23 protein-coding genes are annotated in these 22,465 nt (G+C 69.5%); 11 read left to right on the top strand and 12 right to left on the bottom strand.

The genetic code is table 11. The features are described from left to right. Positions 1–26 precede the first annotated feature (26 nt). Complete coding sequence (locus tag KBO27_RS20585) at positions 27–494, bottom strand: nuclear transport factor 2 family protein (protein ID WP_210971533.1); 468 nt, start codon at positions 492–494, stop codon at positions 27–29. Between the two features lie 93 nt (positions 495–587). Between KBO27_RS20585 and cysD the strand changes: the two genes are divergently transcribed. Continuing rightward, the gene (cysD, locus tag KBO27_RS20580; protein WP_372448864.1) at positions 588–1,538 is read left to right on the top strand and encodes a sulfate adenylyltransferase subunit CysD; all 951 of its coding nucleotides are present in this window, start codon (positions 588–590) and stop codon (positions 1,536–1,538) included. A 226-nt stretch (positions 1,539–1,764) separates the two neighbouring features. Further along, positions 1,765–3,576, top strand: a complete 1,812-nt coding sequence (gene cysC / locus KBO27_RS20575; protein WP_210971531.1) for an adenylyl-sulfate kinase — start codon at positions 1,765–1,767, stop codon at positions 3,574–3,576. 37 nt (positions 3,577–3,613) lie between these two features. Here the strand turns inward: cysC and KBO27_RS20570 are convergent, their stop codons facing one another. Both KBO27_RS20570 and KBO27_RS34355 read right to left on the bottom strand, forming a co-directional pair. After that, on the bottom strand, positions 3,614–4,474 hold the full coding sequence (locus KBO27_RS20570) for a helix-turn-helix domain-containing protein (RefSeq protein WP_210971530.1): 861 nt from the start codon (positions 4,472–4,474) through the stop codon (positions 3,614–3,616). A 168-nt stretch (positions 4,475–4,642) separates the two neighbouring features. Continuing rightward, positions 4,643–4,876, bottom strand: a complete 234-nt coding sequence (locus KBO27_RS34355; protein WP_210971529.1) for a DUF397 domain-containing protein — start codon at positions 4,874–4,876, stop codon at positions 4,643–4,645. Between the two features lie 450 nt (positions 4,877–5,326). On the opposite strand from KBO27_RS34355, the gene KBO27_RS20560 reads away from it, so the two are divergent. Next, entirely contained in the window at positions 5,327–5,548 is a 222-nt protein-coding gene (locus KBO27_RS20560; RefSeq protein WP_246537682.1) for an HC3 family zinc finger protein, read from the top strand. A gap of 263 nt (positions 5,549–5,811) precedes the next feature. Here the strand turns inward: KBO27_RS20560 and KBO27_RS20555 are convergent, their stop codons facing one another. Beyond that, positions 5,812–6,495, bottom strand: a complete 684-nt coding sequence (locus KBO27_RS20555) for a GGDEF domain-containing protein (protein WP_210971527.1) — start codon at positions 6,493–6,495, stop codon at positions 5,812–5,814. Between the two features lie 262 nt (positions 6,496–6,757). On the opposite strand from KBO27_RS20555, the gene KBO27_RS20550 reads away from it, so the two are divergent. Genes KBO27_RS20550 through KBO27_RS20540 form a run of 3 tightly spaced genes read left to right on the top strand, consistent with a single transcriptional unit; the run spans position 6,758 to position 8,818 of the window. Further along, positions 6,758–7,009, top strand: coding sequence for a DUF397 domain-containing protein (locus tag KBO27_RS20550; protein ID WP_132674437.1), 252 nt, complete (start codon positions 6,758–6,760; stop codon positions 7,007–7,009). A gap of 54 nt (positions 7,010–7,063) precedes the next feature. Further along, on the top strand, positions 7,064–7,957 hold the full coding sequence (locus tag KBO27_RS20545; protein ID WP_210971526.1) for a Sco1979 family transcriptional regulator: 894 nt from the start codon (positions 7,064–7,066) through the stop codon (positions 7,955–7,957). 18 nt (positions 7,958–7,975) lie between these two features. Then, a complete protein-coding gene (locus KBO27_RS20540) occupies positions 7,976–8,818 on the top strand; it encodes an SAM-dependent methyltransferase (protein WP_210971525.1) in 843 nt (280 codons plus the stop codon). A 71-nt stretch (positions 8,819–8,889) separates the two neighbouring features. Here the strand turns inward: KBO27_RS20540 and KBO27_RS20535 are convergent, their stop codons facing one another. The 6 genes from KBO27_RS20535 to hisD form a co-directional block, all read right to left on the bottom strand. Next, the gene (locus tag KBO27_RS20535) at positions 8,890–9,576 is read right to left on the bottom strand and encodes a zf-HC2 domain-containing protein (RefSeq protein WP_210971524.1); all 687 of its coding nucleotides are present in this window, start codon (positions 9,574–9,576) and stop codon (positions 8,890–8,892) included. A gap of 537 nt (positions 9,577–10,113) precedes the next feature. Then, positions 10,114–10,665: a sigma-70 family RNA polymerase sigma factor gene (locus tag KBO27_RS20530; protein WP_210971523.1), complete on the bottom strand. Its 552-nt coding sequence runs from the start codon at positions 10,663–10,665 to the stop codon at positions 10,114–10,116. Between the two features lie 120 nt (positions 10,666–10,785). Continuing rightward, the gene (gene gad, locus KBO27_RS20525) at positions 10,786–12,171 is read right to left on the bottom strand and encodes a glutamate decarboxylase (protein ID WP_210971522.1); all 1,386 of its coding nucleotides are present in this window, start codon (positions 12,169–12,171) and stop codon (positions 10,786–10,788) included. Between the two features lie 51 nt (positions 12,172–12,222). Beyond that, positions 12,223–12,621 (bottom strand): hypothetical protein, encoded by a 399-nt coding sequence (locus KBO27_RS20520; RefSeq protein WP_307870521.1) that lies wholly within the window; start codon positions 12,619–12,621, stop codon positions 12,223–12,225. A gap of 164 nt (positions 12,622–12,785) precedes the next feature. Next, positions 12,786–13,946: an ester cyclase gene (locus KBO27_RS20515; protein WP_210971520.1), complete on the bottom strand. Its 1,161-nt coding sequence runs from the start codon at positions 13,944–13,946 to the stop codon at positions 12,786–12,788. Next, positions 13,943–15,274 carry a histidinol dehydrogenase gene (gene hisD, locus KBO27_RS20510; protein WP_210971519.1) on the bottom strand — a complete coding sequence of 444 codons (1,332 nt, stop codon included), beginning with the start codon at positions 15,272–15,274 and terminating at the stop codon, positions 13,943–13,945. Before hisD ends, KBO27_RS20515 begins: the two co-directional genes overlap by 4 nt. A gap of 324 nt (positions 15,275–15,598) precedes the next feature. Between hisD and KBO27_RS20505 the strand changes: the two genes are divergently transcribed. Beyond that, positions 15,599–16,876 carry an MFS transporter gene (locus tag KBO27_RS20505; protein ID WP_246537681.1) on the top strand — a complete coding sequence of 426 codons (1,278 nt, stop codon included), beginning with the start codon at positions 15,599–15,601 and terminating at the stop codon, positions 16,874–16,876. Between the two features lie 106 nt (positions 16,877–16,982). Here the strand turns inward: KBO27_RS20505 and KBO27_RS20500 are convergent, their stop codons facing one another. Beyond that, positions 16,983–17,897, bottom strand: a complete 915-nt coding sequence (locus KBO27_RS20500) for a LysR family transcriptional regulator (RefSeq protein WP_307870520.1) — start codon at positions 17,895–17,897, stop codon at positions 16,983–16,985. 101 nt (positions 17,898–17,998) lie between these two features. Here KBO27_RS20500 and KBO27_RS20495 point away from each other — a divergent pair, with 101 nt between their 5' ends. From KBO27_RS20495 to KBO27_RS20480, 4 genes are read left to right on the top strand one after another with little or no spacing between them, the layout of a single operon-like run. Further along, positions 17,999–19,135 (top strand): cupin domain-containing protein, encoded by a 1,137-nt coding sequence (locus tag KBO27_RS20495; RefSeq protein ID WP_210971517.1) that lies wholly within the window; start codon positions 17,999–18,001, stop codon positions 19,133–19,135. Next, positions 19,132–19,800, top strand: coding sequence for an alpha/beta fold hydrolase (locus tag KBO27_RS20490; RefSeq protein ID WP_307870519.1), 669 nt, complete (start codon positions 19,132–19,134; stop codon positions 19,798–19,800). The genes KBO27_RS20495 and KBO27_RS20490 overlap by 4 nt, the downstream gene beginning before the upstream one ends. Further along, complete coding sequence (locus tag KBO27_RS20485; RefSeq protein WP_210971516.1) at positions 19,797–20,555, top strand: SDR family NAD(P)-dependent oxidoreductase; 759 nt, start codon at positions 19,797–19,799, stop codon at positions 20,553–20,555. The genes KBO27_RS20490 and KBO27_RS20485 overlap by 4 nt, the downstream gene beginning before the upstream one ends. After that, a complete protein-coding gene (locus KBO27_RS20480) occupies positions 20,552–21,277 on the top strand; it encodes an HpcH/HpaI aldolase family protein (RefSeq protein ID WP_210971515.1) in 726 nt (241 codons plus the stop codon). The genes KBO27_RS20485 and KBO27_RS20480 overlap by 4 nt, the downstream gene beginning before the upstream one ends. Positions 21,278–21,345: 68 nt before the next feature. On the opposite strand, the gene KBO27_RS20475 is transcribed toward KBO27_RS20480, so the two are convergent. Next, a complete protein-coding gene (locus KBO27_RS20475) occupies positions 21,346–22,338 on the bottom strand; it encodes a LacI family DNA-binding transcriptional regulator (RefSeq protein ID WP_210971514.1) in 993 nt (330 codons plus the stop codon). Positions 22,339–22,465: the final 127 nt, after the last annotated feature.

Below are 22,465 nucleotides of genomic sequence, written 5' to 3'. Positions count from 1 at the left end.
CTCGGGCGACGGAGCCCCGGGGCGCCTCAGCTCCAGCGGTTCGCGGTGAGCTTGAAGTTCGGGAGGTCGTCGAAGGTGTGCATCAGCTCGTAGGTGCGGGTGTAGCCGGTCTTGCTGATGCGCCACTGGCCGTCGGATTCGCGGCGGTAGCTGTCCTCGTAGAAGGCCGCGCCCTTGATGAAGGTCTTGAACTCGGTCGCGATGACCGTGTCCTCGAAGCTCCAGATGCCGGTCGCCGTGTCGCCGTCGATGTCGATCTCGGGCTGGCCGGCGGAGTGCGTGGTGATGATGCTCGGGCCGAGGTTGTCCCGCATGAACTTCAGGATCTCCTCCCGGCTGGTGAGTTCGAGCTTGGAGCCCGTGGCCTCGGTGCCGTACTCGGCCACGGCGTCCTCGGTGAGCGCCTCGGCGAGCACGTGCCAGAGCTTGAGGTCGACCGCGCGCAGGTAGCGGTACTTCAGTCGTTTGATCTCCTCCAGCGCGACGAGGTCCATGACGCCTCCTTGTGTCTTGCGAGGTTGGCTTCGAGGGGTGGACCCAGCTTTCCGCGCAGCTTGACCGAGCGCAAGAACTTGTTCTACTTTTCTGTGAAACTTGTTCTAGGTTCGGTGTCGAGGAAAGGCGGGTCCGGTGTGACCACGACCTACGAGCTGACCCACCTGCGCGGCCTGGAAGCCGAGGCGGTGCACGTGTTCCGCGAGGTCGCCGCCTCCTTCGAGCGACCCGCGCTGCTGTTCTCCGGCGGCAAGGACTCCGCGGTGATGCTGCGCATCGCCACCAAGGCGTTCTGGCCCGCACCGCTGCCGTTCCCGGTCCTGCACATCGACACCGGCCACAACTTCGACGAGGTCATCGACTTCCGCGACCGCACCGCGCGACGGCTCGGCCTGCGCCTGCTCGTCGGCAGCGTCCAGGACGACATCGACGCGGGCCGCTCCGTCGAGCAGCCCGGAGCCGGCCGCAACCGGCTGCAGACCCAGACCCTGCTGCGCAGCATCGGCGAGCACCGCTTCGACGCCGTCTTCGGCGGCGCCCGCCGCGACGAGGAGAAGGCCCGGGCCAAGGAGCGCGTGTTCAGCTTCCGCGACGAGTTCGGCCAGTGGGATCCGCGCAACCAGCGCCCCGAGCTGTGGCACCTCTACAACGGCAGGCACCGCAAGGGCGAGCACATCCGCGTCTTCCCGCTGTCGGACTGGACCGAGCTCGACATCTGGCAGTACGTCCTCGACGAGGGCATCGCACTCCCGTCGATCTACTACGCCCACCGGCGGACCGTCTTCGAGCGCGACGGCATGCTGCTGGCCACCAACCCGCACCTGACGCCGGGCGAGGACGAGCAGCCCTACGAGGCCACCGTCCGCTTCCGCACCGTGGGCGACACGACCTGCACCGGCTGCGTGCCCTCCACGGCCGGCACCGTCCGCGACGTCGTCGCCGAGGTCGCCGCGGCCCGCGTCACCGAACGCGGAGCCACCCGCGCCGACGACCGCATCTCAGAAGCGGGAATGGAAGACCGCAAACGCGAAGGCTACTTCTGATGGTCGTTCGGTGGTCTTGTTGCGAGGCGGTGCGGGTGGCGGAACCTCAGACGCCTTCTGGCTCCGGGATCCGAGACTGATGTATGCCAATACACGGCGCTACGGCTGTCCTCCCCAGAAGACGTCTGAGAACCCGCGGCGGTGCGAGTTGCTCAGGTGGGGCGAGGAGAAACGGCTTCGCCGTTGCAAGGCAGGAAGCGCAAGCACGACCGCATGAGGAGCTTCTATGGTGCAGCTGCTTCGGTTGGCCACTGCTGGGAGCGTTGATGACGGCAAGTCGACGCTGATCGGGCGTTTGCTGTACGACTCCAAGACGATCCTCAGCGATCAGCTGGAGGCCGTGGAGCGCGCCGGTCACGGGAGCGACGGGCCCGATCTCGCGCTGCTCACCGACGGGTTGCGGGCCGAGCGCGAGCAGGGCATCACCATCGACGTCGCGCACCGCTACTTCGCCACGCCCCGGCGCAAGTTCATCATCGCCGACACGCCCGGGCACATCCAGTACACCCGCAACATGGTCACCGGCGCCTCCACCGCCGATCTCGCGCTGGTGCTCGTCGACGCGCGCAAGGGCGTGCTCGAGCAGTCCCGCAGGCACGCGTTCCTGGCCAGCCTGCTCGGGATCCCGCACCTGGTGGTGTGCGTGAACAAGATGGACCTCGTGGACCACTCGCAGCAGCGGTTCGAGGAGATCCGGGCCGAGTTCGCCTCCTTCGCGATGAAGCTCGACGCGCCGGACCTGACGTTCATCCCGGTCTCGGCCTTGCGCGGCGACAACATCGTGCACCGCAGCGAGAACATGCCCTGGTACGAGGGGACTTCGCTGCTGCACCACCTCGAAGAGGTCCACGTGGCCTCCGACCGCAACCTCATCGACGCGCGGCTGCCGGTGCAGTACGTCATCCGCGACGGCGACTTCCGGGGCTACGCGGGAACCGTTGCGGGCGGCGTGCTCAAACCCGGTGACGACGTCGTCGTGCTGCCCTCGGGCTTCACCACCGGCATCGAGGAGATCTGGGGGCCTGGCGGGGAAGTCGTCGAGGAGGCGTTCACCCCGCAGGCGGTCACCGTGCGGCTCACCGACGACCTCGACGTCTCGCGCGGCGACATGATCTGCCGCCCGCAGAACCGGCCGCACGCGGGCCAGGACGTCGACGCCCTGGTCTGCTGGCTCACCGAGCAGTTCGCGCTGGAACCCGGCGGGCGCTACGCCCTCCAGCACACCACGCGCGAAACGCGCGCCCAGGTGCGGCAGCTGGACTACCGGCTCGACATCAACACCCTGCACCGCGACACCAGCGCGACGTCGTTGTCCCTCAACGAGATCGGGCGGATCCGCTTGCGCGCGCAGCAGCCGCTGCTGTTCGACGCCTACCGCCGCAACCGCACGACCGGCAGCTTCATCCTCGTCGACGAGACCACCAACAACACCGTGGCCGCGGGCATGATCACCGGCCCGGACACCGCCGAGTCCCACATCGGCTGGGTCTCCACCGCCGTGCGCAGGGAACAGCGCCGCACCCGGGGTGCGACGGTGTGGCTCACCGGGCTGTCGGGGTCGGGGAAGTCCAGCGTGGCGGTCGAACTGGAACGCCGGCTGGTCGCGGCGGGCAGGCCCGCCTACCTGCTCGACGGCGACAACCTGCGCCACGGGCTCAACTCCGACCTGGGCTTCAGCGCCGAGGACCGAGCCGAGAACGTGCGCCGCGTCGGCGAGGTGGCGCGGCTGTTCGCCGACTCCGGCGTGGTGTCGATCGTGTCGCTGATCAGTCCCTACCACGCCGACCGCGACCGGGTGCGGCAGGTGCACGAGGACGCGGAGCTGACGTTCGTGGAGGTCTTCGTCGACACCCCGATCGAGCTGTGCGAGGCGCGCGACCCCAAGGGCCTCTACGCCCGGGCGCGGGCGGGGGAGATCACCGGCTTCACCGGCGTCGACGACGCCTACGAGCCCCCGCAGGGCCCGGAGGTGGTGCTGCGGCCCGACACCGGTGATCCCGGCGCCATGGCGTCGATGATCGCGGACCTGCTCGACTGACCCGGTCCCGCTGCGGACGAGGGTCTTTCACGATTAATCAGAAGTCGATCTGGCTGCGGTACTGCTTCGCCAGCTCCTGCAGGCGGGCGACGGTGTCGTGGCGCTCCAGCGCGGCTCCGCGCAACCGGTCCCAGGCGTCGTTGAACAGGTTGAAGTCGTCCTCGTCGTCCAGGTACAGCCCGCCCGCGACGTGCTCGACGAAGACGAAGTCCTTGGTGCCGTCGGAGAACCGCATGATCGTGAAGTCGTTCGGCACGTAGGGCAGGCGCACGTCGAACGGCAGGATGTGCACGTAGGCCTTCGGGTACCGGGTCTGCAGGTCCAGCAGGTGCTCGACCTGGTCCAGCGCGACCGACGGGTTCGGTCCGCCCGGCATCCGGTGGAACGCGGCTTCGCTGAGCACGAAGCGGTAGTAGGGCGGGCGCGGCAGGTCGAAGACCCGCCTGCGGTCGAGCCGGTTGCGCACGAGCGCGGTGACGTCGGTGGCGCGGTCCTCGGAGAACTGGGTGAGCATGTAGTGCTCGGACTGCAGCGGGCCCGGGATGCGCTCGCCGTGCCAGCTGAGGATCTCCGCGGCGGCCGGTTCGAGGTCGGTGAAGGTGCGGAACCACTGCGGCACCGCCGAGCGGTAGCCGGCCCACTGGCCGCGCTGCCCGGAGCTGGACTGCGCGAGGTCCAGCATCAGATCGGCTTCGGCCTTGCCGGAGTTGAACGCCTCCAGCATCTTCTGCAGCTCGGCCTTCTTGACCGCGACCGTGCCCGACTCGATCTTGTTGATCTTGCCTTGGCTGCATCCGAGCAGCTCGGCGACGTACTGCTGGGTCATGCCCGCGGCCTGCCGCGCGCGGCGAATCTCGTTCCCGAGCTGCCTGCGTCGCGAGGTTACCGTGCTCGGCACCAGTTCTCCGCTCGTATGCTCTGCCGTCACCACGTCTGACAAGCGCAAACGCGTCTGTCAAGAACAACACTGTAATGCACTCGGACGTGGATGCGCGGCAAACGGGTCACCGCCGGTGATCCGCACCCGGCGGTGATTAATCAGGAAGCGGCTGTGAGCTGCGAAGATCTAGTCGAGGTCGAAGCTTCCCGCTCTCATGTCGGTGAGAAATCGGTTCCAGCTCGTCGTGTCGAAGTTGAGCAGGACGTCGCCGGTGAACCGCTTGCTGTCGCGGACCCCGACACGCCCGGGGACCGTCAAGTTCACCTCGACGCAGTTTCCCCCGTTCGGCCCGCAGGCGGACGCCGAAGCCCAGCCAGTGGCGCTGAAGGCGGGGATCGCGGTCGGTTCCGGGTGAAGCATCGAGGTGCATCCCTTCCGAATCTCTCGACTCCGTGGCGCGGATGTGCTTACGATTAATCGTAGACGATCCGGGGAGGGATCATGCCACTCAACTTGACCGGGGGCACCCGGGGGGCGCGGGCCGAGCAGTCCGGTATGGATTGCGTCTGGGTCTTGCATACCGCCGCACGTGTGACAGTGCGGCAGGCGCACGCGATTTCGCGGCAGGACTGGCGGGCCGGTGTCACGCGTGCGGCGTGCGGACTCCCCCTGGGTCATGACAGAATCGGGAATATTCCTTCGGGTGGGGCCCTACCGTGTGGCCGGTGCTTGGCGGTGACCGCCGGCATCGTCGGTCTGGAATCCATCTGAACAGCTGATTATCCGGGTTGTGGCCGAGCGGCGATCCGGATCGCGATCAGGCAAGACGACATGACGCGGCGGGACACGGCAGCGAAGGAGAGTGTGCGGATGCATCCGTTCCATTGGGTTCCGGCCCTCGGGGAGCGTCACGCGAGCACCGACCACCGCCCGTCCGGGGGATACCCGGCGGGCAGCACCATCACCACGCTCTGCGACCGCGAGATGCGTGCCGAGGTGGGCGAGATGGCGTGGCTGTGGAACACGTGCCCGGCGTGCAACGCCGAAGCGCACCGCATGGTCGGCGGAGTCCGGCAGACCGCGACCGTCTGACTGCTCAAGCTGGAGACATGTTGCGTGGCGGTGCGGGTAGCGGAACCTCAGCGGTCCTCTGGGTCCGGGATCCGAGACTGATGTATGTCCAATACACGGCGCTACAGCTGTCCTCCCCAGAGAACCGCTGAGAACCCGCGGCGGTGCGGACTGAGTCCCACACCTGAAACAGCGGCTCCGCCGCCTCGTAAACCCCTTGCGCGTTGTTCGGGAAGAGACCGCGCTGTTGCCGCTGAGTCCCGCACCCGCAGGTCTGGGGAGGATCAGCCCTGGGCCTCCTTCGAGGCGCCACCTTCCAAGGCCACCAGCGCAGTCCGGTTTCGCGGGATCCGGTCGGCGACATCGGTGAGGGGCTGATACCTGGAGGTTCCCGCGCGCGTGGACTTGGCCCGGTACATCGCCTGGTCCGCTGCGGTGACGAGCTGGTGCATCCGGTGCGCCGGCAGCACCGCGACCCCCGCGCTGGCGGAGCAGCGGATCGGCATCTCCGACATGACCTCCGCCGAGGCGATGTCCGCGCAGAGCTCGGCGGCCAGCGCATCCGCGTCCTGCGGCGCCTCGCCGCTGAGCAGCACCACGAACTCGTCCCCACCGAGCCGGGCCGCGCACGCCGCGTGTCCGGCCTTTTCATTGATCCGGTGGGCCACCGCGACCAGAACGCTGTCGCCGAAGTCGTGGCCGTAGAGGTCGTTGGTCTCCTTCAGTCCGTCCAGGTCCAGCAGGATCATGGCGATGTGATCGCTGGGTCGCGTGGAGGCCCGCTGGTGGTCCAGCGCGCGCTGGAGCCCTGCGCGATTGGCCAGGCCGGTGAGGGGATCGGTGTGCGCGGCGCGATCGGCCACCGCGAGCCGTTTTTCGAGGTCGCGACGTTTGCGGCGGGAGTCCAGCAGCGCCGCCGAGAGGATCGCGCAGAGGGCTAACGCGCCGACCGCGACGAGCACGCTCATCGCGTCGCCCGATCCTGGGTCGAAGCCGGGCGAGTCTGATGCACGCGGCGAACCGTCTCCCGCCGCGACAACCGGATCATCCCCTCGGCCTCCTCCCGCGCGCGCCGGGGCCATTTGCCGGGCACCGGATTCCCGCTGACGGATCAAGATCGACGATCGTCCTGCTGCTGCTACTGTCCCGGACTGACCTTGCAGATGCAAGAACGTTTGCAAGAACACCTGCAAGCACGGACGCGATTTCGCCCGAATGTTGGAGGCATCCATGCCGGAGTCCGCAGTGCCGGAGACTCCGCGGTGGGCAGACCTGAGCTGGCGGTCTGACCTGCGCTGGCGCAAGAGCGCGCACAGCAACCCGAGCGGGAACTGCGTCGAGGTGGCCGAGTTGGAGCGCGGCCGGGTCGCCGTCCGCAACTCGCGCTTCGCGGAGGGGCCAGTGCTGGTCTACACGCGAGAAGAAATCGCCGCTTTTCTCGAAGGGGTTAAAGAAGGCGACTTCGATGATCTAATCTGCTGACTGGCTTTGGCGGCGATCGGACGCCGCATTGCTCCCGATGGGGGTATCGACACGATGAGCATCGAGCCGGAGAGACAGGGCAGGCAGCAGAGCGGGTCCACCGCTGGGCCGACCGTGCTGCGCATCGCGCTGGGCGGTCAGCTTCGACGCCTGCGCGAAGAGCGCGGGATCAGTCGCGAGGCCGCCGGTGATGCCATCCGCGGGTCGCACGCGAAGATCAGCCGTCTCGAACTGGGACGCGTCAGCTTCCGGGAGCGCGACCTCAACGACCTGCTGACCCTCTACGGCGTGCAGGACTCCGGGGAGCGCGCGGCGTTCCTGTCGCTGGCTCGGCAGGCCAACGAACCCGGCTGGTGGCACCAGTACGGTGACCTGCTGCCGTCGTGGTTCGAGACCTACCTCGGCCTGGAACAGGCCGCCGAGATCATCCGCACCTACGAGGCCCAGTTCGTGCCGGGCCTGCTGCAGACGCCCGACTACGCGCGCGCGGTGATCCTGCTGGGGCACGGGCAGGAACCGTCGGCCGAGGTCGACCGCCGTGTCGCGCTGCGGATGCGCCGCCAGGACATCCTCACCCGAGGTGAACCGCCGACGCTGTGGGCGGTCATCGACGAGGCCGCGCTGCGCCGCCCGATCGGTGGTGAGCGGATCATGCGCGGGCAGATCGAGCACCTGATCCGCATCTCCGAACTCCCCAACGTGACCGTGCAGCTGCTGCCCTACAGCGTCGGCGGGCACGCCGCGGCGGGCGGTCCGTTCACCATCGTGCGGTTCCCCGAGTCGGACCTGCCCGACGTCGTCTACCTGGAACAGCTGACCAGCGCGCTGTACCTGGACAAGCGCAACGACCTGGACCAGTACCAGGCGGTCATGAACCTGCTCAGCGTGCAGGCGGCGACACCGCAGGACACCACGCAGCTGCTGCGCGAGTTAATGCACGAGTACTGAGCAATCCGAGGGATGCCGATGAGCGAGCAGGGCGGCCGGCTACCGGTCGAGATCGACACCACCGTCGCGCACGAGGCGCGGGTCTACGACTACTGGTTGGGCGGCAAGGACAACTTCGAGGCCGACCGCGCGCTGGGCGACGTGATCGCCGAGCACATCCCGACCATCAAGACCATGGCGCGCGCGAACCGGGCGTTCGTCGGGCGCGCGGTGCGGTACCTGGTGCAGGAGTGCGGCATCCGGCAGTTCCTCGACATCGGCACCGGAATCCCCACCAGCGGCAACGTGCACGAGGTCGCGCAGAGCGCCGAACCGGCCAGCCGCGTGGTCTACGTCGACAACGACCCGATCGTCCTCGCCCACGCCCGCGCGCTGATGACCAGCACCGACGAGGGCGCGACCCGGTTCATCTTCGCCGACCTGCACGACCCGGACTCGATCCTGTCCGACCCGGCGCTGGCCGAAACGCTCGACCTGACGCAGCCGACCGCCGTGATGCTGGTGGCGGTGCTCATGTACTTCCGGGAGAACGCGGAGGTCGAGCAGGTGCTCGGCAAGCTGATGGACGCGGTCCCCTCGGGCAGCTACCTGACGATCACCCACCCCACCGCCGACTTCGCCCCGGAGGCGATGGCGGGCGTGGTGGCCTCCGCCGAGCAGTCCGGGATCCCGTTCCAGCCGCGCGGTCAGGACGAGGTCGCCGCGCTCTTCGAGGGCCTGGACCTGGTCGAGCCCGGGGTGGCGCCGGTGCTGGCGTGGCGGCCCGACCCGGAGCCGGCCGGGATCACCAAGCTCCACCCGCAGCACGAGGTCGACCCGCGCAGCGCCTATTACTGGGCCGCCATGGCCCGCAAGCGCTAGGCGTCGCGGCGTACCTGCGGCGTGCAGGTTGAGTCTCACACCTGAAACGGCTCCGCGTTCTTCAACAGCTCCTATCCGGCCCTGCGGTAGGCGGTCGGGCCGAGCTCGCGCGGTGGCGCCGGTTCGTCGGGATCGTCCGCGGCGATGGTGTTCTCGCCCGGGCGGATGCCGTGGCCCGGGCCGGTTTCGCCGTCCCGGTGGTCGTGGCGGATGACCAGCAGCAGCACCAGCGCCGCCACCAGCGGCAGGTGCGAGACGAGGCGACCGGTGGTGACGACCTCGGCCACCAGGTCCTGGACGCTGACGAAGGTGAGCACGGCGAGGAACGCACCGAGCACCGGCACCATCCCGGCACCCGCGCGGACCCGCCAGGCCGCCCAGCCGAACCCGGCTCCGAGCGCGAGGTTCCAGGCGGTGCTCTCGTGGAAGACGTGCCCGGCCATCGCCTCGTGGCCGCCGGTGCCCAGCAGCTGCGCGACGCCCAGCGCGATCTGCACGACTGCGACGACGGCGAGCAGCACGCGGGGCCAGCGCCGGACCGCGGGCGCCGGCAGCGCCCGCATCACCGACGCGGTCAGGTCGGGGGTGCTCGGCACCGCCCGCACCCGCAACTCCCTGCTCAACGCGACGGCGCGGGATTCCCAGTCCTGGCACTCACCGCACTCGGCGAGATGCCGCTCCACCTCTGCCCAGGCCGCCGGAGGCTCCTCGCCGTCCAACCGCGCCGACAGCGCCTCCCGGCACACGCAACAGTCCACACCACTACTGTCGCTCCCCGCACCCCAGAAGTTCCCACCGGGTCACCCGCACCCCGAGACGCCGTGACCGAGCCTCACCACCGCCCGGTCCCGCCCCGAAGCCCCCATGATCAACGCTCACCCTCACCCCCAGCCGAGTTCCCGATTTCAGTGGAACTCAGGCCCCGGATTTCCGCTGAAACCCGTGAGGCCGGGCGACCACCACCGTGTCCGGGGCCGCCCCAAGACCCTGATTACCGCCGTAATCAGGGACACGATTACTGCCGTAATCCGGTGCTCTGGGCAGGACCAGCGGTTCATCGGTGCCCCCGGGCTGGGTTCCCGATTTCAGTGGAAGTCGGGTTCCCGGATCTCCGCTGAAATCCGTGAGGCTGGGTGACCGCCAGCGTGTCCGGGCGGTCCCGCGACCCTGATTACCGCCGTAATCGGGGGCATGATTACTGCCGTAATCCGGTGTTCTGGGCGGGACCGGCGGATCGTCGGTTGATGGGGGTAGCCGGGGAGGCCGTTTACCGCGTAGTTGCGCGAGGGGTCTGGTCAGCCGGTTTCTTCGTCTTGGTGGGTTTGGGTGGCCAGGAGTTGGTCGCGGGCTCGGGCGACTCGGGAGCGGATGGTGCCGATCGGGCAGCCGGTGACGTGGGCGGCTTCGGCGTAGGGGAGGCCCAGGACCTGGGTGAGGACCAGGGCTTCGCGGCGTTCCGGGTCGAGGTCGCTCAGCAGCAGGTTGAGCTCGACGACGTTCTCGAAACCCGTGTCCGGCGAGGGCGGCTCGGTGGCCGGGGTGGCGTGGGTGGTGCGCGGGCGCGAGCGCTCGTAGCGGATCTGGTCGACGACCACGCGGCGGGCGATCGTGAGCAGCCAGGTGCGGGCCGAGGAGCGGGCGTTGAACCGGCGGATGCTGCGGAACGCGCGCAGGAACGTCTCCTGAGCGAGGTCGTCGGCGAGGTGCGGCCCGGCCAGGTGCGCGACGAAGCGCCAGACGTCGTGCTGGCTCTCCCGGATGAACGACTCCATGGCGTGCGGGTCACCGCGACGCGCCTGCAGCGCGAGCTCGGTCAGCCGCGCGTTCGCGTCCTCGGAACGACTCATAACCGGGCAGGCTAGTCGGCCCCGAACGGCTTGCGATCAGCTGATCGACTGAGCGTGATCGTCCCCACCGGCTGCGGGCTGGGGTTTCCCGCTGTCCGGGAAGTTTTCACCGTTCGCGATTCAGTCGCGGGAACGGGCTCCGTGGGCGAACCCCGCGGAGTCGTGACCCCGAGCGGGCGCGGTCTGCGCCTCCAGCGCCGGCATGGCGCGGCGCAGGTCGTCGAGCAGCAGGTCGGCCAGGTCGTGGCTGAACCCGTTGCGCACCACGATCCGCAGTGCTGCCAGGTCGGTCCGCTCCTCGGGGAAGGTGTAGGCCGGAACGAGCCAACCGCTGGCGCGCAGAGCAGTGGAAACGTCGAATACGGAATAACTCCGGACGTTGTCGCGCAGCGTGAACGCGAAGGCCGGGATGTGGCTGCCGTCGGTGAGCAGCTCGAACGGCCCGAGCGCGGCGATCTCGCGGGCCAGTCGCATCGCCACGTCGCGGCACTCCTGCTGCACCCGCCGGAACCCGTCGAATCCCAGCCGCAGGAAGGTGAAGTACTGCGCGGCCACCTGCGCTCCCGGCCGGGAGAAGTTCAGCGCGAAGGTCGGCATCTCGCCGCCGAGGTAGTTCACCCGGAACACCAGCTCGTCGGGCAACGCGTCGGGCGTGCGCCACACGACCCAGCCCACGCCCGGGTAGACCAGCCCGTACTTGTGCCCGGAGGTGTTGATCGAGGCCACCCGCGGCAGCCGGAAGTCCCACACCAGGTCCGGGTCCAGGAACGGCGCGATCATCGCCCCGGAGGCGCCGTCGACGTGCACCGGCACGTCCGGACCGCCGCGCGAGGCCAGCTCGTCGAGCGCGTGGCAGACCTCGGCGACCGGCTCGTAGGAGCCGTCGAAGGTCGAGCCCATGATGGTCACGACGCCGATGGTGTTCTCGTCGACCCGCCGCAGCGCCTCCTCGGCGGAGAGCGTGAAGCGGTCGCCCTCCATCGGCACGTACCGCGGTTCGACCTCGAAGAAGTTGGCGAACTTCTCCCAGCAGATCTGCACGTTGGCGCCGAGCACGACGTTGGGCGTGCCGGTTCCCCGCCAGCGTCGTTTGAGCGCGAGGCCGGCGAGCATGCACGCCTCGGACGATCCGGTGGTGGAGCAGCCGACGACGTGGTGCGGGTCGGGCGCATGCCACAGCCCGGCGAGCATCCGCACGCACCGGTCCTCCAGGGCCGCGGTGCGCGGGTACTCGTCCTTGTCGATCATGTTCTTGTCGAAGCACTCCGCCATCAGCCGGGCGGCCTGCGGTTCCATCCAGGTCGACACGAAGGTCGCCAGGTTCAGCCGCGCGTTGCCGTCGAGCATCAGCTCGTCGTGCACGATCTGGTAGGCGACCTCGGGATCGGTTCCCCGGCTGGGGAGGTCGTAGGTCGGCACGTGCACGGGTTCGCGCGTGAAGATCGGGTTCACCGCGAGTTCGCTGCGGTGCGGGCGAGGCGTGTTGTCCGGATGCGTCAGCGGCACCAGCTCAGGTTGCGCCCGGAAGCGGGCCGCGGCAGCGCAGAACGAACCTGATCAGGTGGTGGCGTGGGTGCGGCGGGGGTTGGGCCTGATGGTCATCCTGCGGCGCAGGTGGGCGGGAACCCCGCAGTCGGGCGGTGGGGTCAGCATCGCCAGCGGTGCGTCGGGGGTGCCGGGGCGGGGGAGTGAGAGCACGGCGCGGATCGTCCACTCGGCGGGGGCGTGGTAGTGCCAGGACACGATCTCGGGCGCGAAGAGATCGGCGTTCGGGCACAGCGGCATCCGGTAGGCGGTGGCCTCGTCCTCGGCGTGCAGCACCAGGACGTCGGCGCAGGTCTGCCAGCGGTAGGCCATGCCGACCGCGCTCGGGTCGTCGCGCGGCCCGAACACGTAGGACTCCCAGCCTTGCTGCCGGAGCTCGTCGAGCAGGGCGTCGACTTCGGAACCGCTCACGTCCACTGCCTCCTCGCGGCCGTGCGTGCAAACGTCGAATGTGCCATTACCTGTTGGTAATGTCCAGCGCCTCGAGTCTGCCACCGGCCCGTTTCACAGGAACGCGGGCCCCGTTCACCCGCCCGGGTGGCCACGAGTCGCGGCACCCGGGCGGAAGGCGGGGATCAGCGGAGTTCCGGTCCGCCGTCCTCGCTCACGAGCTGAGCGATGACGTCGAACTCGTTGAACAGCGACCACTCCTCGACGATGCGGCCGTGCATCACGTAGAGCTGCGACATGCCCCAGAGGTGCGCCCGCCGGCCGGTGGGCTTGCCGTAGAGGCCGAAGCCGCGGTGCGTGCCGGCACCCGACCAGCGCACCGAGATGCTGTAGCCGTCGGTGTCGTTGCCCATCCAGTACACCTCGTCGACCTGCACGCCCAGGTCGGGGAAGGTGGCCAGCAGGCTGCGGGCCATGGCGCGCACGTCCGACCGGCCGTAGCCGGTGCGGTTGGTGGTGCCGTGCCAGCGGACGTTCTCGGCGTAGAACCGGTCGACCGCGCTCAGGTCCCGGCGGTTGAAGACGTTGTGCCACAACGCCCGCACGGAGCCTTCCACGTCGAAACCGGCCTTGTTGTCCGGTTCCGGCAGCACGATCGGCTTGCGGCCGCCGACCAGCCGCAGCGCCTCCGAGGAGGGGCGCTCCGAGACCGGGACGAGGCCGCCTTCGCGGGCGTAGGTGCGCGCCGCCTCGGCCACGTTGATGCCGAGCTGCTGGAGCTTGGCCGCGGTGTTGTAGAGGACCCACTCCTCGTAGATCTCGTTCTGCCACACCACGCAGTTGGCCATCACCCAGGTCTCCAGCCTGCGGCCGGTGGGCGGACCCCAGCGCCAGGGACCGGTGTGGTGGCCGATGTTGATGGCCCGGTGCGAGGTGACGAACCCTTCGGTGTCGCTGCCCGCCCAGATCACGTCATCGGCGTAGTGACGGCAGTCCGGGAAGGCGTTGATGCTCTGCGTCGTGCCGTCGATCAGCCGCTCCACCCCGAACTTCACGCCGCTGTCGTCGTAGAGGCGGCAGCCCTGCGCGTAGGTGTCGTAGATGTAGCCGATGTCCTGGTCTTCCCAGATGCGGTGGGTGATCCGGACGATGTAGTCGACGATGTCGGTGTAGGCGTCCTCGAACCCCTCCATCGACTGGCGGCGCTCACCGCCGTAGTTCACCCCGCCCAGCGTCGCGCCCGCACCGGGGCGCACGGCGATGCTGAAGTCGCTCGGCATCGTGCGCTTGCCGGACTCCATGGTGCCGCCGGGGGATCCCGCGGGCTGCTCGGAAACCTCGGTCATCGTGCGTCGCCTTCCCGGAGGCGCTCCAGCCGCAGCGTCGCGGTGGCCTGGTGCGCCGCCATGCCCTCGTAGTCGGAAATCGTCTCCACGGCCTCGGCCAGCAGTGGCGTCGCCTCCTTCGAAACCCGCTGGTACGTCAGCGGTTTCAGGAATCGAGACACGGACAGGCCCGCGCTGTGCCGGGCGCCGCCCGCAGTGGGCAGCACGTGGTTGGTGCCCGCCATGCCCTTGTCGGAGTAGGCGACCGTGCTCCACGTGCCCAGGAAGATCGAGCCGTAGTTGCGCAGCGAGGCGTGGTAGTAGTCATCGTCGGCGGTCTGGATCTCCAGGTGCTCGGGAGCCAGGTCGTCCATCAGCGCCACGGCCGTCTCGCGGTCCTGCGCCCAGGTCACCGAGCCGAAGTCGCGCCAGGCCGGGCCGGCGATCTCCTCGGTGGCCAGCGAGGAGAGCTGCTTGTCGGCCTCCTCGATGACCGCTTCGCCCAGCTCGCGGGAGGTGGTCACCAGCGCGGCCGGGGAGTTGACGCCGTGCTCGGCCTGGCCGAGCAGGTCGGCGGCGACCAGTTCCGGATCGGCCGTCTCGTCGGCGATCACCGCGACCTCCGACGGTCCGGCCAGCAGGTCGATGGCCACGCGGCCGAACAGCTGCCGCTTGGCCTCGGCGACGAAGGCGTTGCCCGCGCCGACGATCATGTCCACCGGCGCCTCGCCGAGCAGGCCGAACGACATCGCCGCGAGCGCCTGCACGCCACCGAGCACGAACACCCGGTCCACGCCCGACAGGTGCGCGGAGTACACCACCGCCGGGTCCGCCTCGCCGTTCTTGCCGGGCGGCAGGCACGCCACCACGGTCGGCACCCCGGCGGCCTTGGCGACGCCGACGGTCATGAACGCGCCGGCGGTCAGCGGGAACCGGCCCGCGGGCAGGTAGGCACCGACGCTCTGCACCGGCACGTAGCGGTACCCGGTGGTCAAGCCGGGGGCGAGCTCGACCTCGGCGTCGGACAGGCCCGCGCGCTGCAGGTCGGCGAACCGCCGGGTGCGCTCGGCGCCGAGTTCCAGCGCCGCGCGGTGCTCGGGCGTGAGCGCGTCACCGGAAGCCCTGATGGCCTCCTGGCTGAGCTCGACGTCCGGCTTGTCCCAGCCGTCCAGGTCGCGCGCGTAGCGCAGCACCGCGTCGAAGCCGTCCCGTTCGATCTCGCCGAGCATCTCCGAGACGCGTTGCGCCACGCGGGGATCCTGCTGGGCCGCGGGTGCGTCCGAGGCGGGCGCTTTGAGGTGTTCGAACCGCCCGGCCAGGTCGCCGAGCAGCCGTGAGCTGAATCGCATGAGGCGAACGCTAAGCGGGGCTGGACCACAGGACAAGAGTGGAGTTTCTTGTAAGAGGCATAGGGCAACCCTATGCGATCACGATCAGCTAATCCGTATGCACAGCCGGTGTCGAACTGGCTTGATCCTCCCGCATCGTGAATTCATCCGTATGCATGTGGGGCTTGACACACGATTCGGGCGCTGCGACTCTCTTGCGAATCCGCCGACTCGTCCGATCGAGCAACAGGCATGCGCGGGCGAAGATGCCCGCCCCGGATCTCGGAGCTACGTTTGTCGACTTCAACTCCCGTGCCCGAAAAGCAGGCACAGTCCAAAGAACCGATGCGCAGAGCCGTCACGGCCGGCGTGATCGGCAACTTCGTCGAGCAGTTCGATTTCGGCATCTACGGCTATCTCGCACCGGTCATGGCGCCGGTGTTCTTCCCCTCCCAGGATCCCGTCGTCGGTGTCCTGAGCACGTACGCGATCCTGGCCATCGGCACGATCATCCGGCCCCTCGGCGGCATGATCCTCGGGCGTTGGGGTGACCGCTTCGGTCGCCGGAGCGTTCTGCTGTGGACGATCGCGCTGATGGGTCTGTGCACCGCGCTGATCGGTGTGCTGCCCAGCTACGCGCAGGTCGGCATGCTCGCGCCGCTGCTGCTGCTGGCGATGAGGATGATGCAGGCCCTGATCTCCGGCGGCGAGTACGTGGGCGCCATCGCGTTCGTCGTGGAATGGGCCGAACCGAAACGACGCGCCTACTACACCTCGTTCGTCTCGATCAGCGTGTTCGTCGGAATCCTCGGCGGCGCGGGCGTTTCCGCGCTCACCGCCGCCGTCTTCGACGACGCCGCGCTGCAGAGCTACGGCTGGCGGATCCCGTTCCTGCTCGCGCTGCCGCTGAGCCTCGTCGGGCTCTGGGTGCGCAAGCGCGTCGGCGAGACGCCGGAGTTCGTCAAGGCCACCGCCGACGGCGCGGAGGTCGTCAAGGCACCTCTCACCGAGGCGTTCAAGTCGCAGTGGCGCGAGATGCTGGTGTTCTGCGGCTCGTCGATCACCCTGGCGATCGTGTCCTACACCTGGGTCACGTACCTGCCGGAGTTCCTGTCGTCCAACGTCGGCCTGTCGCGGGCGGAGGCCCTGGGCTCCAACGCCATCTCGGTCGCGGCGATCATCCCGCTGCTGCCGCTGGCGGGTGCTCTCTCGGACCGGATCGGTCGACGTCCGATGCTCATCACCGGGTACCTCTCGGCGCTCGTGCTCATCCCGGTGGCCTTCGCGGTCGCGCAGATGGGCACGTTCACCGCAGCGGTGATCGCGCAGCTGATCTACGTGATCCCGGAGTTCTTCCTGACCGGCATCGTGACGGTCTGCGTGGCCGAGCTGTTCGCGACCAAGACCCGGTTCAGCGCCGGAGGCGTCGCCTACAACTGCTCGTTCGCCCTGTTCTCCGGTATCACGCCGTTCGTCTCGGCACTGCTGGTGAGCACCTTCGGCACGATCTACGCCGTCTGGGGCTACCTCGCGGTCGCCGCGGTGATCTCCCTGGTCGTCGTCATCAAGTGGATGGAGGAGAGCTACCGGCTCGACCTCACCACGGGGAAACCGATGGAGTAGTCCTTCTCGTCTGGTGGTGGCCTGCTCAGCGGTGCGGGTGGCGGCGGCGCCAGTCGCGGGGTCTTCATCTCCCGCGGCTGGCGCCGCGCAGGTCCTGACGCGGGGTTCAGCCGTCCGCCCAGGAGGCTCCTCCTTCGAGGAGGGCTTCCTGGGCGAGGCGGGCGAGTTCGCCGGTGGCCGGGGAGAGCGTGCGGTTGCGGCGGTGGATCAGCGCGATCGTGTCGTAGAGCGGTTCGGCGAACGGCGCGGTGTGCAGCTCGGCCGGGAAGCGGCGGCTGTTGACCACCGCGCGGGAGGCGATCGTGTCGCCGATGCCCTGGGCGGCCAGCCGCAACGCGGACTCCACGTGCTCGACCTCGATCCCGGCGTCCAGCGCCACCCCGGCCAGCTGGGCGCGTTCGGCCAGCTGGCGGCGGGTCGGGTCGGCCCAGCCGTAGCGGGCGTCGTAGAGGATCAGCGGTGCGGTCGTGAGGTCCTCCACCGCGACCGGCCGCCGGGTGCGCTCGGGATCGGGGCTGACGTAGAGGACCTCGTCGCGCGCCAGCGGGGTGACCGACAGGGCCTCGTCGTCGATGGGCAGCACGACCAGGCCCGCTTCCAGGTCGCCGTCGCGGACCGCCGCCGCGGTCTCGGCCGAGTTCTGCCCCACCAAGCGGACCTTGACGTCGGGGTAGCGGTCGAGGAACTGCCGGACCAGGTCCGACAGCAGGTAGTAGTCGGCGTTGCGCAGCAGTCCGAACGTGGCCGTGCCGCCGCTGAGCGTGTTCAGCGCGCGCACGGCCGCGCTGCCGTGGTCCACCGCGGCCAGGGCCTGCTCGGCGTGGGGCAGCAGCTCGCGCCCGGCTTCGGAGAGCGTCAGCTTGCGGCTGCCGCGGACGAACAGCGCGGTCCCCAGCTCCTCTTCGAGCCTCCGGACGAGTTCGGACACCGACGGCTGGGCCATGTCGAGCTCGCCCGCCACCGCCGTGAACGTGCCGAGTCGGTGGGCCAGCAGGAACGCGCGCAGCTGGTTGAGGGTCACGGCCGAACCCTACGGCATGCGTAGACGGTTTCCGGAGTCCTCTTGACATGGCTCTTCACAACGGCTTCCATCCATACATACGTATTCACACGGAGGTGCTGATGTCTCAGGTCGAGGTGACCCGGCAGGAACTGGAGCGGCGGACGATCCGGCGATCGGACTTCGTCTCGTGCAACCAGGCGTTCATCGACTGCCGCACACCGGGCTCCGACCGCAAGGAGAACTACTCGATGATCGGGCCGGGGGTGACCCAGAGCCCGAACCAGGTGGTCAACCTGCGCGAGGCGCACGGCTACAACATCGGCGCGGCCGCGATGCCCCACGGCATCGTCAACAACCTGCACCTGCACTTCACCGCCGAGGTGTTCATCTGCTTCCGGGGCGAGTTCCTGCTGCGCTGGGGCGCCGACGGGCAGGAGGGCGAGCTGGTGCTGCGGGAGGGCGACATCGCCTCCATCCCGACCTGGATCTTCCGGGGCTTCACCAACATCGGGCCCGACGACGGCTGGCTGTTCACCGCACTCGGCCACGACGACACCGGCGGCATCATCTGGGGTCCGAGCGTGCTGCGCGAGGCCGAGGGGCACGGTCTGTTCCTGACCGAGGACAACCGGCTCGTCGACACCGTCGCCGGTGATGAGAAGCCCGAGGACGTCGAGCTCAAGCGGCCGATGAGCCCGGAGGACATCGCCGGTCTGAGCTCCTTCCCGGTCGAGAAGATGCGCAAGCGCGTCGCCACCGCCGAGGACCTGGAGTGGTCGGCCCGGGCGCTGCTCGGTTCGGCGCTGCCTGGCGGGGCGGCCGAGCTGGCGCAGGTCATCGGCTTCGGCATGACCGAGGACCGGCTGCAGGAACCGCGCATCTACAACCCGCACGGCCACAACATCTCCTGGCTGCGCGCGGCCCCGGGCGAGGGCATGCTCACCCACCGGCACGCGGGCACGCAGGTCCTGATGGTGAAGGACGGCGAGTGGGAGGTGACCCTCAACCGCGAGGAGGAGGTCTCGGTGCGGCTCGGTCCGTGGGACATGCTCTCGGTGCCGGCCCATGCGTGGCGCAAGGTCCGCAACGCCTCCGACGAGACCGCGAGCATGCTGATCATCAACAGCGGTGACGGGCGGGTCCGCCTCGACTGGGACGACGAGGTCGTCAAGGCCGCCGCGGACGCCGGTGTCGGCGTCGACCACAACGGCTACCTGGCCCCGTTCCACCTCATCCCGCGACCGGTGGGCAAGTGAGCCCGATCGTCCTGGTGCCCGGCATGCTCTGCGACGCCGACCTGTGGTCGGACCTTCCGGAGCTGCCGGGCGAGGTGGTGCACGCGGAGATCACCGAACCGACCATCGGCGGCATGGCCGAGCAGGTGCTGTCCGCAGTGGACGGTGAGTTCGCGTTGGTGGGGCTGAGCCTCGGCGCGATCGTCGGCTTCGAGGTGCTGCGGCGGGCGCCGGAGCGGGTGAGCGCGTTCGGCGCCCTGTCGACCAACGCCGGAGCGCCTCGGCCGGACCAGCGCCAAGCGTGGGAGCGGCAGGCCGCGGCCGACTTCGACGAGGTCGTCGAGGAGATCCTGCCCGCGATGTTCGCCGAACCGCGAAGCCCCCTGCGGGAGCGGTTCCTGGGCATGGCGGGGCGGATCGGGCCCGAGACCTTCCACGCCCAGCTCGCCGCCCAGGCCACCCGGACCGAGGCGTTCGACGCCATCGCCGGTTACGGCGGACCGGTGCGGGTGCTGTGCGGCGACCGGGACGGCCTGTGCCCGACCGGCTTTCACGAGGAGATCGTCAAGCACGCACCACGGGGACGGCTGCACGTGCTCTCCGGAGCAGGCCACCTGCTCCCGCTGGAACGACCCGCAGTCGTGGGCGCGCTGATCGGGCAACTACTGGAACGAGGAGAACGATGACCACACCGCTCACCGGGCGAACGGCCCTGGTCACCGGCGGCGGCAACGGGCTGGGGCGTGCGATGTCCCGAGCCCTGTCGGCCGCCGGAGCCCGGGTCGTCGCCGTGGGCCGCAAGCGCGACACCCTGGAGGAGACCCTCGACGGTCTCGACGGACGTGCCGCGACCTGCGACGTCTCCGACCCCGAGTCGGTGGCGGCGCTCGCCGGGGAACTGGCGGGCGAGGAGATCTCGATCCTGGTCAACAACGCCGGGATCGCCGGACCCGTCAAACCGCTGCTGGAGATCGAACCCGCCGAGTGGGACGAGGTCTTCGACATCAACGTGCGCGGCGTCTACCTGATGTGCCGGGCGTTCCTGCCGCAGATGGTCGACCGGGGCGCCGGTGACGTCGTCAACGTCGCCTCGGTGTCCGGAAAGCGGCCGCTGCTGCGCCGAACCCCGTACTGCGCCTCGAAGACCGCCGTGATCGGGCTGACCACGACGCTGGCGGGAGAGGTCGGGCCGAACGGGGTGACGGTGAACTCGCTGTCGCCGGGGCCGGTCGAAGGGCCGCGCATGACGCGCAACTTCCGGCTCGAGGCCGAGCGCAGCGGGATCACCGAGGCCGCCGCCGAGCAGGAGTTCGTCTCCCGCGCGCTGCTGCGGCGCATGGTGACCGAGGAGGAAGTGGGCCAGGCGCTGGTGGCGATGCTGCAGATGCGCGGGATGTGCGGAGCCGACATCGACCTGTCGGCGGGGATGGTGGCGCGATGACGACCCTGAAGCAACGAGTGCTGGCGGGCGAGAGGCTGCACGGCGGCCTGCTCCGGCTGCCTTCGGAGAACCTGCTGGAGATGGCGGCCGTGGCCGGGCTCGACTACGCGGTCATCGACTGCGAGCACGGTCCCGCCGACCTGCTGAGCCTGCAGCAGCACCTGCAGATCGCCGACGCCCACGGGCTTCCGGTGCTGGTCAGGGTGGGGGAGCGCGAACCGGCGCTGGTGCTGCGCGTGCTCGACCTCGGCGCGCAGGGGGTGATCGTGCCGCACGTCGACACGCCCGAGCAGGCGAGGGAGGTGGTGGCGGCGGCGCACTACCCGCCGCTGGGCGAGCGCGGTTTCGCCACCTACAGCCGCGCCGGCCGCTTCGGCACCAACAGCATCGCCGAACACCTAGCGCAGGCCGAGCGCACCACGATGGTCGTCCCGATGCTGGAAACGCCGCAGGCGTGCGACAACGCGAGCGAGATCCTCGCCGTCGAGGGCGTCGACACCGTCCTGGTGGGGCCGGCCGACCTCTCGGTGGCCATGGGCCGCAGCGGGCCGTCGGAACCGGACGTGGCCGCTCGCCTCGCCCAGGTCGTCGAGGCCGCGGGCGGCGCGCCGCTGATGACCATCGTCGGCTCCACCGAGCAGGGCGCCCAGGCCCCGCCGGGGATGGTGCTCTTCAACCTCACCCACATCCTCATGCACCTGCTGCGGAGCCTGAAGAGCTGAGGATCCGCCGGTCCTTCCCCCGGCTTCATCCACATGAAGCGGATGAAGCCGGGGGAAGGCTGCGCTGATCAGCGGGAGGCGTGGGTGGAGCGCAGGACGAGCTCCGGGGTGAACAGCGTGCGCCGGGGCTCGGGGTCGTCGTCGGACTCGATGCGCCGGACCAGCAGGCGGGCGGCTTCCTGGGCGAGTTCGCCCAGGTCGTAGTGCACGGTGCTGAGTCCGAACGCCTCCCACGCCGCCATCGGGAGGTCGTCGAAGCCGAAGAGCGTGAGGTCTTCGGGGATGCGCACGCCGCGGGCTCGGGCGGCGTTGAGCGCGCCGATCGCGATCACGTCGTTTCCGCAGAACACGGCGGTGGGGCGGGTCGGTCCGGCCAGGATCTCGGTGAGTCCCCGGTATCCGGTGTCGAAGTCGAAGGGACCGCGCCGCACGGTCTCCTCGGGCAGGCCGATGCCCGCCTCGGAAAGCCCCAGGCGGAAACCCATTTCGCGTTCGCGGCCGGTGGTGGTCTCCGCCGGACCGCCGATGTGGGCGATGTCGCGGTGGCCGAGCCGGGCGAGCTCGCGGGCGACCAGCCGGCCGCCGAGCTCGTTGTCCACGACGGCCGCGTCAGCCGGGCGGCCTCCGGCCTCGCGGTTGAGGAAGACGAACGGAAGCTCGCGCCGCTGCAGGTCGTCGGGCAGACGGGATCCGATGGTCGCGGTCGCCAGCACGACGCCGTCGATGGAGCGGTCCAGCAGGCGCTGGCTGGCCACGGCGGTCTCGGACCGCTCGGTGAACAGCATCATCCGGTAGCCGTGCTGCTCCAGCTCGTCGTGCAGCGGGCCGATCAGGTGCGGGTAGAACGGGTTGGTGAGGTCGGTGACCACGACGCCGATGCGCTTGGTCACCCGCGTCGACAGGCTGCGGCCGGTCTCGCTCGGCACGTAGTTGAGCGCATCGGCCGCGCGCTGGACCCGTTCCCGGGTAGCCTCCGACACGCGCTGATCGCCGCGAAGGGCCCGGGACACCGTCGGCTGCGAAACACCCGCCAGGCGGGCCACATCGCGACTGGTGATCAAGGACTTGGCTCCCCTCGGAGTAGCTGCATACGAATACTACTCCTGCGCGATGCACGCCCTGTTCAGCCGCCGAAGAGCCCGGAACGCGAGCTGAATACGTATATCGGAACGGAATCATTCCCTCCGC

This window comes from Saccharopolyspora endophytica (assembly GCF_018070075.1).
GTDB classification, from domain to species: Bacteria; Actinomycetota; Actinomycetes; order Mycobacteriales; family Pseudonocardiaceae; genus Saccharopolyspora; species Saccharopolyspora endophytica.
Note: the sequence above shows the minus strand (reverse complement) of the source record. Positions and strands in the feature narration are given on the sequence as shown.